We start from the raw sequence: 12,262 nt of genomic DNA, 5'->3' as shown, positions 1-12,262 counted from the left end.
TTAATTTCAATTTTAAAATTTAACTGTCCATACACTACATTACCCTGCGAGTATTCGGTTAAACCCTCAAATACAGAGAATTTTTGTTGGGAATGACTGTTAACTAAGACTTCAGCGCTGTTTTCTGTTCTATTTTTCAAAAAAGCAGACGCCTATTGGACGTCTGCCAGATGAAAGTAGTCAAACGCCTGCTCTCGATTTTTATTAGTCAAACAGCATACTGACTGATTTTTGTTCGTAGACACGGATGATTGCTTCTGCAAGCAGTCCTGCTACTGAAAGTTCTACAATTTTACCGCCAAGTTTTTCTTCTGACAGTGCAATTGAGTTTGTTACAACCAACTCTTTAATGGCAGAAGCGTTAATGCGTTCCATTGCCGGTCCTGATAGCACAGGGTGCGTACAGCTTGCGTATACTTCTTTTGCGCCAACATCCATCAGTGCGTTTGCAGCTAATGTAATTGTTCCTGCTGTATCAATGATGTCATCAATAAGAATACACGTTTTGCCTTCGACATTCCCAACAATGTTCATCACTTCTGACACATTCGGTTTCGGACGGCGTTTGTCAATGATGGCAATTGGTGCTTTCAGATACTCAGCCAGTTTACGCGTGCGTGTTACGCCACCGTGATCAGGTGAAACGATGACAAGCTCTTCCGGATTGAAATTCTTTTGCATAAAGTATTCAGCAATGATTGGCACGCCGCGCAGGTGGTCAATCAGGATATCAAAGAATCCTTGGATCTGCGGTGCATGAAGATCAAGTGTAATCACGCGTGTTGCGCCTGCTGTTTCGAGCAGATTCGCAATCAGTTTTGCAGTAATCGGTTCACGTGCACGCGCTTTACGATCCTGGCGCGCGTAACCGTAATAAGGCATCACAATGTTAATCGTTCTGGCTGAAGCACGTTTCAGTGCATCCACCATGATTAATAGTTCCATTAAGTTTTCATTGACTGGAGTTGAAGTAGACTGAACAACGAATACATCACAGCCTCGGATGCTTTCTTCAATGTTGATCTGGATTTCTCCATCACTGAAGCTTGTAACTGAACACTTCCCAAGCTTCGTTCCAACCGCTTCCGCAATATCTTCTGCTAACTTGTGATTTGAATTCAGTGAAAAGATTTTCAATTTAGAATTGGCATATTCAGTAGACATGACAGCCTCCAATTATTTTTTAGTGTTAATTCGGCGTGCGTAACCTTCTTTATTTTCCTGACGGGCACGGGCAATGGATAGTGCCTGTTCCGGTACATCTTTATTAATTGTAGATCCCGCTGCAATATAAGCGCCTTTTCCAATTGTTACAGGTGCAATCAAATTGGAATTACAGCCGACGAATGCATCATCTTCAATCTTTGTCAGATGTTTTTGCTGTCCATCGTAATTCACAGTAATGGATCCGCAGCCAAGATTTACGCCTGAGCCAATTTCAGCGTCGCCAATATAGCTCAGGTGAGAAGCTTTACTGCCTTTTCCAAACTGTGTTTTCTTGATTTCAACAAAGTTTCCGATCTTCACTTCATCTGCAATTGCAGATTGTGGACGAATATGAGCAAACGGGCCAATATTAACATCTGATCCAACTTCACTATCGTGGACAACAGACTGCTTAATAACTGTGCGGTCTGCAATTTTGCTGTCTTTAATTTCACTGTTTGGTCCAATTGTACACTCTTCACCAATTTCTGTGGTTCCTTCGATGACAGTACCCGGATAAATCACCGTATCTCTGCCGATCACTGCATCCGCACTAATGTAAGTAGAAGAAGGGTCAATCAGTGTAACACCATTACGCATCTGCTGTTCGTTAATACGCTTGCGCATCAGCTGTTCAGCCTTTGATAAAGCCACACGGTCATTCACACCAAGCGTTTCACCTGATGAAGGTGTCTGGTAAGCAGCAATTGCCTCCCCCTCCTTCTTCAGGATTTCAATGACATCCGGAAGGTAATACTCGCCCTGCACGTTGTTATTGTTTACTTTTTCAAGTGTCTCAAAAAGTGCTTTGTTATCAAAACAGTACGTACCTGTATTGACTTCCTGTACAGACAGCTCTTCTTCGTTGGCATCTTTGTGTTCAACGATTTTTGTTACAAGGCCATCTTCTCCACGAATAATACGGCCGTATCCCGCAGGATTTTCCTCGTGAGCCGTTAGAATTGTTGCTTTCGCTTTTTGTTCCTCATGATGCTGAATCAGCGAAGACATTGTTTCGGTCGTAACAAGTGGTGTATCACCGCACACCACAAGTGTGATACCGTCTTTTCCTTGTAAACGGTCTTTCGCCTGCATAACAGCATGGGCAGTACCAAGCTGTTCAGCCTGAAGAACAAACTCCGAACGTCCCGCAAGCTTGGACTGAACAAGTTCAGCACCATGACCAACAACGGTAATGACTTCTTGCATATTAGCTTCTTTAACCTGTTCCAATACGTGTTCAACCATTGGCTTTCCACAAACAGGATGAAGTACTTTATATAATTTTGATTTCATACGAGTCCCTTGACCCGCTGCTAAAATTACCGCATATCTATTCGACATTACCGGTCCTCCAGTCAACATTTTTCCCCTTCGAATATATTACAAAAACACTTTCATTTCAAGGAAAGCGGTAATTTCAGAAGAATCTGTTATTAGTTTCATAAGGTTTGCACGCCTGTATTTTCATATGTAAATGTGGTTCCAAAGAAAATCCGGCTGCTTTAACCGCAGCCGGATTTTTTAAGTACAGGGTATTAAGCACCCGCTTCTTCAAATGTTATGTTTGATGGCTCTTCCTGCTCCTGATGGTATTCAGACAGCACCGAACTCTGAATAATATCTCTCATCTCCGAATTAATCGGATGCGCAATATCTCTGAATTCACCATCAGGCGTCCGCTTACTCGGCATTGCGACGAACAACCCATTGTTTCCGTCAATGACACGGATATCATGCACGACAAACACCCCATCAAGCGTGATGGAAGCGATCGCACGCATTCTTCCATCCGAGCTCACACGTCTAAGTCTCACATCTGTTACTTCCACTGATTCCCACCACCTTTCTCCCCCTAGTACAAGCCTCCTGTCTACTTCTATACGAAAGGTCAATATCCCTACTTAAAAAGTGAAAATAGTCATATTTTTTTCCAAAAGAAAAGCTTTTTTCTAAAAGACAGATGGCCTTTAGAAAAAAGCTGGAAATTTGAGCGATTATTTAATTAGTGCGATGACTTCAATTTCTACACCTGCGCCTTTTGGCAGTTTGGATACTTCTACACACGAACGCGCTGGCCGGTGTTCACCGAAATGTTCTGAATAAACGCCATTTACTGCATCAAAGTCACTTAAGTCATCCAGAAAAACCATGACCTTAACGACCGTAGATAAAGAAGCACCTGCTTCTGATAATACAGCCTTCAGATTTTTAAAAACCTGATGAGTCTGATCTTCGATACTGCCTTCAACCAGCGTGCCTTCCGGCGTTAACGGAATTTGTCCTGAGCTGTAAAACATATTATTAACCACCACGCCCTGAGAATATGGACCGAGTGCCTGCGGGGCTTCATTCGTCTGTACAAACTTCATGATAATTCCTCCTCTACTGTTTTAAAAAGGATGATACACGGTTAAAATAGTTACCAGTTTCAAGCTGAATGGTTTTGCCTTTTTCATCTACACTTCTCAGTTTTAAGAGTGAAATATAGTCTTCTACAAGACGCTCTTCGGATTCCTGTTCTGATTCAATAAAAATTCCGACACCAGCGACTGTCGCGGAAAATTCTTCAAGCAAATTTTTCATGCCGGCAGCCGTTCCTCCGGCTTTCATGAAATCATCAACAATTAAAACCCTTGCACCTTGCTTCACACTTCTTTTAGAAAGGACCATTGTCTGAATTCTTTTAGATGAACCGGACACATAGTTAATACTGACTGTTGAGCCTTCTGTCACTTTGCTGTCGCGCCTTGCAACAACGACAGGCACCCCCAGATAGCGGGCAGCTGCATGGGCTATGCCGATGCCTTTAGTGGCTACTGTCATGACAAGGTCAATCTGCTCATTTGCAAATGCACCTGCAAACAGTTTACCAACGTGGTTCATGAGATGGATGTCACCCAAAATATCCGTCATGAATAAATAACCACCAGGCAGCAGTCTGTCCGATTTACTTACCTGTTCTGACAGGACCTGAATTGATTCTTCCGCCTGACCCTTGCTTATGCCCGGAATAAAACGTACTCCGCCGGCTGCACCTGGCACAGTTTGCAACGAACCGATGCCTCTATTCTCAAATGTGTCCTTCACAATGACTAAATCTTCACTGATCGATGATTTAGCTGAAGCATAACGATTAGCAAAAAAAGTGAGCGAAACAAGTTCACGCGGATGTTCAGATAAATAATGTGTCATATCAATCAGGCGTTCACTTCGTTTAATTTTCATGCGGTGAGCAACCTCCCAAAACCCGAATAATGTATAGCAACTATATCATTATCGTACGTTTTTAAGCAAGAGGTGCCCGACTGCCAAGTATTCTGACTGCGAATACCTGATCACAAAAACCACGCAGCCCATTTACCACACGATGAACCTTAGATTCGTACTGTACAAGTCCAAATACTGTCGGACCGCTGCCGCTCATCAGCACTGCATCTGCACCAAAACGCTGCATCTGGTCTTTAATCTGTTTTACTTCCGGATATAGCTGAAGTGTAACAGACTCAAGCGCATTTCCAAGGTTGTCACACACACCCTGGTAGTCACCTTCTTCAATCGCCTGTACCATTTTAGCTGTATTCGGATGTTCAACTTTTTCCAGCTTCAGGTTTTGATAAATGTCTGCCGTTGAAACGCCGATCGAAGGCTTCGCAAGGATCACCCAGCACTTTGGCGGGACAGGAAGCTCCTTAATCTTTTCGCCTCTACCTGTCGCCAGTGCCGTTCCGCCATAAATGCAGAACGCTACGTCAGAACCGATTTCCGAACCGACTTCTGCCAGCTCATCATTCGACAACCCTAATTCCCAGAGCTCATTCAACCCTTTCAAAGCAGCCGCTGCATCACTACTGCCGCCAGCAAGCCCGGCTGCAACCGGAATCTGCTTATGAATGGTAATATCAACGCCCTTTTTCACATGATACTTCCTTTGCAGCTTTTCTGCCGCTTTATATGCAAGGTTTCGATGATCACTCGGCACAAAGCGGTCATGCGAAATAATCCTGATCCGCGTCCCGGTCGTCTTATCCAGCTCAATACGATCAGCCAGATCAACCGTCGTCATGACCATCTCCACCTCATGAAACCCATCAGGCCTCTTGTGAAGCACATCCAGCGAAAGATTAATCTTCGCCGGTGCTTTAACCATCATCATAAATCCACACACCTCAATCTTCCCTAAAGTCATTGGAATAATTGTAGCATAAAAACAGAAAAGTGGAAGCGCCCGTTTAGGCCCGACAGGCATAAGACACGGAGAGGGAAAAGGGGGCTCTTACCCTTTTTTGCTGCTTGGCTTATGACCCGAGGGACTGGGCGCTGGAACTGGACAACTCGAAAAGTGGAAGCAGGCGTTTAGGGGCGTAAACGTTGGACTATGAATCACGGAGAGCGTAGCGATCCGATGATGACTTATCGGACAGAGCCCGAGGAAAACGCGCTAGCCCCTGTCTGCTGGAACTGGACAAAACAGAAAAGTGGAAGCGCCCGTTTAGGTCCGACAGGCATAAGACGCGGAGAGGGCAAAGGGGGCTCTTACCCTTTTTTTGCTGCTTGGCTTATGACCCGAGGAGCTAGCGCCTGGAACTGGGTCACAAGAAAACTGGAAGGCGGGAGTGAGCAAAATGTGACCTTAATTCTCTCAGATCTGACCCAGGTTTTTGAGAATGTGATCTCACAATTTGAGGTTTAAGATTATGTGACCCGAGATGGGGCAGATATGATCCGAAAATCATGAAATATGACCTCAAAAACCATAAAAATGACCTTGTTTTCGTATGCGAGCAAGCAGCACTCGCAATCCATAAAAAAACCGCCCGGCATGAGCCAGACGGTTCTTCTTTTGCATGTACCCCGGTTAACGTGGTTCAGACTGGTCTCCCAGCTGACGCTCTGCCATTTCTATGGCCCGCTTTACCATGTTACCGGCATCCCGGGATTTGATTCCGCCCCAGCCTTCCTGCTGAACCGTATCATAGATCCCAAGTTCTTTGGCGACTTCTTCCTTGAGCCGATCTGACATTACGCCTCTTCTTCTGCTCATGTTTGTCATCCCCTTTTTGGTCATGCCTCTATAACTTACCTCAAATTAGATTTAACTATGCTATGCAGATTATGGATGATGTTTTACTCGAGATTTTAACCATAGATGTCTGATCATCTACTGAGATATACAAAAAGGCGGTCTGCGCGGCTAACTGTTAATCAGTTAGCCGCGCAGACCGCCCATAAAAAAATCATAATGATTTCATTAGCTTACGCTTACTGCTTCAGAACCTTCTTCAATAAAAGTAAGTTCAACAGATTCGGTTAGTACATCGGTGTAGCTATATGATACCCGTTCAAAAGCGTTTTCATCCTGATCAAGTTCCACAATAAAAATTGAGGGATATGTTTCAGTTAAAACTCCTGAACGCTCAATTGTCTTGCGTCTTCCACCATTGGCTTTTAACAACAGACGTTTTCCAAGATTCACATCAAGTGCTTTCTTAATATCAGCTAACGTTTTTGGCATTCTGCTTCCACCTCACTGACATTAGTGTACCAAATTATTACGTTTTGGTCAAATAAAATATTCATTTTATCAATTCTCACAACTGGATGTCAATGTTTTTATTCCGGCAAAATGCTTATTTGCTGTCGTTTTGTGCCTCAATATACATTTCTTTCTTATAAGGCATCCCAACTCTTAACACCCCACGCGTTTCAAAACCGCCAATTCCACTGTCATCGGCAAGTGTGTGCGGAAGGATATTTTCTACCGTAAACATAGAATGAATCGATGTATAGCTAATGACACTTGCAGCATAGGCAGGGTCAAGCGCGTGAATATTTACACGAAGCGGTGAACTGGCCATGTTCGCACCGGCATAAATCAAAGATTCAAAATGCGACTGGCAGGCACCGGCAAATATGACGAGCTGATCAAGATGCGGCACAATCTTACGTGCATTTTTTACAGCATTGACAAAAGAAGACGAGTGCCGGTAAGCCTGCAATTCAATTTTCTTACCCTGAGCAGGCAAATAGGCGTCGTGACCCGTTAGGACGAGGATTTGAGGCTGATATCGGATAATCAGCGCCTCTATACGATCCGCCATTTCCTTTTCCGGACAATGAACGCCAATGTGAGGCACATTCGCGTCTTTGTAGATTTTAAGGCATTTTTTTAAATACCGCTCGTCGCCGTCCAGATGGAGCACACGACCCGGCAAATGAAATGAAAGAGCGTCAGACTTCCTTTCCTTTTCAGCGGCTTTATCCCTGTTCTCTTTCATTTTTCTCATTTGCTGGTCTTCTTCTTCCAGACGGTTTTCATCCATCAGCTCTAAATCTTCTATCGGGGCATCTGCAACGAGCCTGATGTCTCTGCCGTATAAAATGGCATATTCTCCGCCTTCGCGTTCCTCAATACCCGCTACTACAAAAATCACATCACAACCGTACGATTTCCTTCCGACCAGCTGATTGATCCACTCCACCGGCGCTCACCCTCCCATCCGGCTCATGAAGTTACTATATGCACATGCCTGTGTAAGGGTGAATGCCCGGCCGTAAATCAACCTCACCCCAATTAAAAAAACTCCGGCATCCACCGGAGTTTTCATTATGAAAAGTATGGATACAGCGCATTTGCAAGTGCTGCAAATTCAGGTATCGAAAGGCTTTCTCCACGTCTCGAAGGCTCGATTCCAGCCTGTTCAAGCGCTCTGAGAATATCTTCTTTCTTTTCTTTCCCATCTGGAAGCTGACTTGTCAGGTTATTTAAAATCGTTTTTCTGCGCTGAGCAAACGATGATCGCGTGACTGTGAAAAAGAAATCCTCACTGATCAATTCTACCGGCGGCTTGTCACGTTTTACTAATTTTATTACTGCTGAATCAACATTCGGCTGAGGCATAAAGACCGTTTTCGGTACAATCATCACTGTAGCTGCTTCAGTATAGTATTGAATAGCAATAGAAAGAGAGCCGTAACTTTTAGTGCCAGGCTTGGCTGCAATGCGGTCTGCCACTTCTTTTTGAAGCATAACAACTAACCCTTTAATCGGCAGGTCTTCCATTAAAAGCTTCAAAATAATCGGAGTCGTTACATAATACGGAAGGTTCGCCACTACCATTACATCTTTAACATCAGTAAATTCTTCAGCCATTACACGCTCTACGTCCGCTTTCAGCACATCCTGGTGGAGAATCTTGATATTGTCGTATGGAGATAGCGTATCATCAAGAATCTGTAACAGACGATGATCGATTTCAAAGGCGACTACTTTCTTGGAAGCTCGCGCCAGGTGCTCTGTCAGCGCCCCGATCCCCGGACCAATTTCAATTGCACCATGCTCCTTCGTCAGGTCTGCATGTCCAACAATGTTCTGAAGAATATTCGGGTCAATCAGAAAGTTTTGTCCAAGGCTTTTTTTAAACGAGAAACCGTACTTTTTCATAATTTCTTTCGTACGGATTGGTGTTGCAATATCTTTATTCATTATTCTCCTCCTGTAAAATGCGCGTCAACGCCAAAGCGAAATCCTCTTTCGTAATTTCAAACATCATTAAACGATTGTACAGCTGCTTTCCATTCACATAACCAATTTTCAATTCAGCACCGAGTCTTTCTCTGCGTGCTTTTGCTTTTGGTCCGCCGATCAGTCCGGCTGTCACAAGGTCCTCTTTGGTAATCAGTTCCACCGGCGCTTCAGTCATCACGTGAGCGTCTTTCAGCGCCTGCCTGATTACTTCAGGCGAAGCATGCTCCACGCCCAGGCCTCGCCCTTTTTTACGCAGTGCGTCCTGTTTTTCTACAAAGGCATGTCTGCAGCCTGGTACAGCGTCCTGAACAATTTGTCTGATACGCTGTCCCGGATAGTCAGGATCGGTTAAAATGATTACGCCTCTTTTTTCCTGTGCGTGACGGATTTTTTCAAGCGTCTTCTCAGAAACGGCTGAGCCATTTGTTTCAATTGTATCGGCATCTACTGCCCGCTTGATTGCAGTCGTATCATCTCTGCCTTCTACCACAATAATTTCTTTTAGTTTCATGACATCCTCCGAAATGGTTTCTGTGCTTCATTATAGCTGAAAATAGTTTTGAACGCACAAAAAGAAGCTGGGACAAATGTGTCTCAGCCTCTTGAACCGGTTCACTTCGCTACAGGGGGATGCTTTCCGCATGGCGTGCGCTAAGCCTCCTCGCGCTTCGCGCTGCGGGGTCTCAGCTAGCACGCTTCTCATGCTGGAGTCACCCCCTTCCGCTCCGTTCACCTCAAATTGCATTCTGCTTCTTTTCTGTTAAACATATCGATTATGTTTCAGTTTTTCTTTAAAAGCAATTACGGCATAACCGTCACTTTTACTGTTCTGTTACCCCAGGCCAGTGCTGAAGCACGATCTGGAATAAAGATATCGATTTTATTTCCTTTAATTGCGCCACCAGTGTCTCCGGCAATTGCATAGCCATAACCTTCGACATAGACTCTTGAACCAAGTGGAATCACTGAAGGATCCACTGCGATTACTTTCATCCCTGGGTTTGCAATCAGATTAATACCGGTTGCAGTAATACCTGAACATCCGGCACATGAAGCTGTGTAGGCTGTTGAAGACATCGTCATCTCACGGCCGGATGGCGCTGATGAAGCAGCTGCTGTCTGAGCAGGCTGCGACGACTGAGCTGAAGATGATGATGCTGCGACAGCTTTTTTAGTTGTTTCACGTGGAACGCTGGCAACGACAGGTTTCTTCGTGCCGATCGCGACAACTTTATTTTTGCTTTCTTTTACAGTTTTTTCTGCTTTCAGATCACGGGATACTTCTTTTCCGTTTTCTTTTACAACTTCGTATGTTTTTTCAATCAGACCTTCTTCGCCTTCCTGAACAACTTTTTCAGAACCTTCGGCTATTGTATTGTCATTTTTCTGTTCCACACTGAAGTTTTTCTTTTCTTCCACCACATCGGTGACCTTATCAACGTGGACGATCTTCACAGTAGCGCCCTCCGTCAACATTGTGTCTTCAGATGGTTCTACCCGATCATCTTGATCCAGCTTAATTTCCTGCTGTTTTAAAAAGTCAGCGACGGTGATCGAAGTCGACCAAATCTCTTCTTTGTCAGTCCCATTTACAAGCGTCCATGCGAATGCTTTTTCAAGAGAAAGGGCCATATCTTCCTCAATACTTTCATCCAATGAATGTGACAGCTTGTCCACATCACTTACTTCTAACTGTTCTTTACGCAGGAACTCTCCTACGGTTTGTGCATTTGTCATGATTTCCTGCGTCTCTCCGCCTAAATCAAATGACACCTGTTTCGCCGCTCTCCAGCGTACGGTCATATCATGATAGATCTCCGTATCGCCCGAGGGGTATAAATAGTCCTCTGAGTGAATATCCATTTCTAGCTCTGCAAATATATCTTCAACAGTGGCAGCGTTTGTGCGCACCAATTGCTCTTCACCATTTAAGGAAAGGGCTACAGTCTTTTTCATACCTTCCTGAAAAAGGAAACCAACAACTAAAACAAATACGGTTAAAGTTACTAAAGAATAGACCCAGTTCCTCTTACTCATAGACTTTGGAAACAGGTTTTTCATGTTATTTTCTGATTGCATGAAAAACTCCTCCTTTACTCCGAGTGATTATAAAGACTATCCGAACAGATTGTCAACCTTTGAAATTGAGACATTATCCCTGCGCAGGGGAGATATGTCCCAATTATGCAGACGGCTTTTCAGTCTGAAAAGGTTTTTTTATCGACAACCGATCGTTGGTGTTACGCAAAAGGTGTCGTACAAACGTGCTCCTAAATCCCTAATGCTTATCATTATTTATTTCAGCTGATAAATTTTTTTTGCGTTTTCTGTCGTACGTTTTCCAACTTCTTCGTAAGAAATGCCTTTTAATTCAGCAATTTGTTCCGCAACCAGCTTCACATATGCAGGCTCATTCCGCTTGCCGCGATTGGGATGCGGCGCTAAGAACGGCGCATCTGTTTCAATCAGCAGATGCTTAAGATCAATTTCTTCAGCCACTTCTTTCGGCTTCTTTGCATTTTTAAATGTGACAGGTCCGCCAAGTGAGATCATGAAGTTTAAATCAATACACTGCTTTGCAATTTCAACACTTCCGCTGTAGCAGTGCATAATGCCGCCTACTTCTTCAGCGTGCTCTTCTCTCAGAATATCTACAACATCCTGTGTTGCTTCACGATTGTGAATCACAATTGGAAGCTTTAATTTTTTAGCTAAATGAATCTGCTTTCTGAAAGCCTTTTGTTGAATATCATGCGGTGACTTATCCCAGTGGTAATCCAGACCGGTTTCTCCAATCGCAACGACCTTCGGATGAGCAGCAAGTTCTTCAATCCACTCCAGATCCTCATCAGTCATATCAATTGCATCTACCGGATGCCACCCGATTGCGGCATAGATGAAGTCGTGCGTCTCAGCAAGCTCCATTGCCTTTTTGATCGTCTTCCGGTCAAACCCTACAACCGTCATTAATTCAACATCATTTTCCTTTGCGCGCTGTATCACTTCATCAAGATCTTCTTCAAAATGATCCGCATTTAAGTGAACGTGTGTATCGAATAACATTGTATCCTCTCCTTCACAGCAAATTTAGTGTATTAAAAATCCATATGTCATACATCACAGCCATGTAACAATCTATTAACAAATTAACAAACACATTAAATCAAATATTAAAGATCGATTATATGAAGAATGAACAATAATATTTGAATTAAACTATTTTGAATTCAAAGTAATTATCAAATCAATGTTTCTCCACTTAAATGACTATCTCAATATAATTTTTATCATAAACAAATATTGATTGGAAAATCAGACCCAATGACAGCGGAAACACAAAATTATGACGAGTTTCTTCTATTGTTATAGTTCGTTACACAGATGTAATAATTAAGACATATAAGAAATATTAAAACCAGATACTTCAACTTATGGAAGGTTGGTTTTTCAGTCATAAATGTTGAAGAGATTTAATTCTGATGATGACCGGAGTGCAGGACGAAGATCATCAGCGTTTTTAAACATCCC

General features: G+C 43.4%; 13 protein-coding genes. All 13 read right to left on the bottom strand.

What is annotated here, in order from left to right; genetic code table 11:
- Nucleotides 1–204: 204 nt before the first annotated feature.
- Nucleotides 205–1,164, bottom strand: coding sequence for a ribose-phosphate diphosphokinase (locus tag E2626_RS15670; protein ID WP_134382863.1), 960 nt, complete (start codon nucleotides 1,162–1,164; stop codon nucleotides 205–207).
- Nucleotides 1,165–1,176: 12 nt separating this feature from the next.
- The gene (glmU, locus tag E2626_RS15665; protein WP_134382861.1) at nucleotides 1,177–2,550 is read right to left on the bottom strand and encodes a bifunctional UDP-N-acetylglucosamine diphosphorylase/glucosamine-1-phosphate N-acetyltransferase GlmU; all 1,374 of its coding nucleotides are present in this window, start codon (nucleotides 2,548–2,550) and stop codon (nucleotides 1,177–1,179) included.
- 194 nt (nucleotides 2,551–2,744) lie between these two features.
- Nucleotides 2,745–3,038: a septation regulator SpoVG gene (spoVG, locus tag E2626_RS15660; RefSeq protein ID WP_134382925.1), complete on the bottom strand. Its 294-nt coding sequence runs from the start codon at nucleotides 3,036–3,038 to the stop codon at nucleotides 2,745–2,747.
- A 165-nt stretch (nucleotides 3,039–3,203) separates the two neighbouring features.
- The gene (locus E2626_RS15655; protein WP_134382859.1) at nucleotides 3,204–3,578 is read right to left on the bottom strand and encodes a RidA family protein; all 375 of its coding nucleotides are present in this window, start codon (nucleotides 3,576–3,578) and stop codon (nucleotides 3,204–3,206) included.
- Between the two features lie 13 nt (nucleotides 3,579–3,591).
- A complete protein-coding gene (gene purR / locus E2626_RS15650; RefSeq protein ID WP_134382857.1) occupies nucleotides 3,592–4,434 on the bottom strand; it encodes a pur operon repressor in 843 nt (280 codons plus the stop codon).
- A gap of 61 nt (nucleotides 4,435–4,495) precedes the next feature.
- Nucleotides 4,496–5,362, bottom strand: a complete 867-nt coding sequence (gene ispE / locus E2626_RS15645; protein ID WP_244094356.1) for a 4-(cytidine 5'-diphospho)-2-C-methyl-D-erythritol kinase — start codon at nucleotides 5,360–5,362, stop codon at nucleotides 4,496–4,498.
- 702 nt (nucleotides 5,363–6,064) lie between these two features.
- The gene (locus E2626_RS15640; RefSeq protein WP_134382855.1) at nucleotides 6,065–6,250 is read right to left on the bottom strand and encodes an alpha/beta-type small acid-soluble spore protein; all 186 of its coding nucleotides are present in this window, start codon (nucleotides 6,248–6,250) and stop codon (nucleotides 6,065–6,067) included.
- 207 nt (nucleotides 6,251–6,457) lie between these two features.
- Complete coding sequence (gene veg / locus E2626_RS15635; protein WP_134382853.1) at nucleotides 6,458–6,721, bottom strand: biofilm formation stimulator Veg; 264 nt, start codon at nucleotides 6,719–6,721, stop codon at nucleotides 6,458–6,460.
- 115 nt (nucleotides 6,722–6,836) lie between these two features.
- Nucleotides 6,837–7,688 (bottom strand): sporulation peptidase YabG, encoded by an 852-nt coding sequence (gene yabG, locus E2626_RS15630; RefSeq protein WP_134382851.1) that lies wholly within the window; start codon nucleotides 7,686–7,688, stop codon nucleotides 6,837–6,839.
- A gap of 125 nt (nucleotides 7,689–7,813) precedes the next feature.
- The gene (gene rsmA, locus E2626_RS15625) at nucleotides 7,814–8,692 is read right to left on the bottom strand and encodes a 16S rRNA (adenine(1518)-N(6)/adenine(1519)-N(6))-dimethyltransferase RsmA (RefSeq protein ID WP_134382849.1); all 879 of its coding nucleotides are present in this window, start codon (nucleotides 8,690–8,692) and stop codon (nucleotides 7,814–7,816) included.
- The gene (gene rnmV / locus E2626_RS15620; RefSeq protein ID WP_134382847.1) at nucleotides 8,685–9,245 is read right to left on the bottom strand and encodes a ribonuclease M5; all 561 of its coding nucleotides are present in this window, start codon (nucleotides 9,243–9,245) and stop codon (nucleotides 8,685–8,687) included. The genes rsmA and rnmV overlap by 8 nt, the downstream gene beginning before the upstream one ends.
- Nucleotides 9,246–9,535: 290 nt before the next feature.
- Nucleotides 9,536–10,813, bottom strand: coding sequence for a G5 and 3D domain-containing protein (locus E2626_RS15615; protein ID WP_244094355.1), 1,278 nt, complete (start codon nucleotides 10,811–10,813; stop codon nucleotides 9,536–9,538).
- A 216-nt stretch (nucleotides 10,814–11,029) separates the two neighbouring features.
- Nucleotides 11,030–11,797: a TatD family hydrolase gene (locus tag E2626_RS15610; RefSeq protein WP_134382845.1), complete on the bottom strand. Its 768-nt coding sequence runs from the start codon at nucleotides 11,795–11,797 to the stop codon at nucleotides 11,030–11,032.
- Nucleotides 11,798–12,262 lie beyond the last annotated feature (465 nt).

It is taken from the genome of Jeotgalibacillus salarius, assembly GCF_004405125.1.
GTDB classification, from domain to species: Bacteria; Bacillota; Bacilli; order Bacillales; family Jeotgalibacillaceae; genus Jeotgalibacillus; species Jeotgalibacillus salarius.
Note: the sequence above shows the minus strand (reverse complement) of the source record. Positions and strands in the feature narration are given on the sequence as shown.

Bases quoted from the DNA above. Each gene is read 5' to 3' on its own strand.
- E2626_RS15670 (WP_134382863.1), bottom strand. From the start codon at position 1,164: ATGTCTACTGAATATGCCAATTCTAAATTGAAAATCTTTTCACTGAAT.
- rsmA (WP_134382849.1), bottom strand. From the start codon at position 8,692: ATGAATAAAGATATTGCAACACCAATCCGTACGAAAGAAATTATGAAA.
- E2626_RS15655 (WP_134382859.1), bottom strand. From the start codon at position 3,578: ATGAAGTTTGTACAGACGAATGAAGCCCCGCAGGCACTCGGTCCATAT.
- glmU (WP_134382861.1), bottom strand. From the start codon at position 2,550: ATGTCGAATAGATATGCGGTAATTTTAGCAGCGGGTCAAGGGACTCGT.
- E2626_RS15640 (WP_134382855.1), bottom strand. From the start codon at position 6,250: ATGAGCAGAAGAAGAGGCGTAATGTCAGATCGGCTCAAGGAAGAAGTC.
- ispE (WP_244094356.1), bottom strand. From the start codon at position 5,362: ATGATGATGGTTAAAGCACCGGCGAAGATTAATCTTTCGCTGGATGTG.
- purR (WP_134382857.1), bottom strand. From the start codon at position 4,434: ATGAAAATTAAACGAAGTGAACGCCTGATTGATATGACACATTATTTA.
- E2626_RS15610 (WP_134382845.1), bottom strand. From the start codon at position 11,797: ATGTTATTCGATACACACGTTCACTTAAATGCGGATCATTTTGAAGAA.
- rnmV (WP_134382847.1), bottom strand. From the start codon at position 9,245: ATGAAACTAAAAGAAATTATTGTGGTAGAAGGCAGAGATGATACGACT.
- E2626_RS15615 (WP_244094355.1), bottom strand. From the start codon at position 10,813: ATGCAATCAGAAAATAACATGAAAAACCTGTTTCCAAAGTCTATGAGT.
- veg (WP_134382853.1), bottom strand. From the start codon at position 6,721: ATGCCAAAAACGTTAGCTGATATTAAGAAAGCACTTGATGTGAATCTT.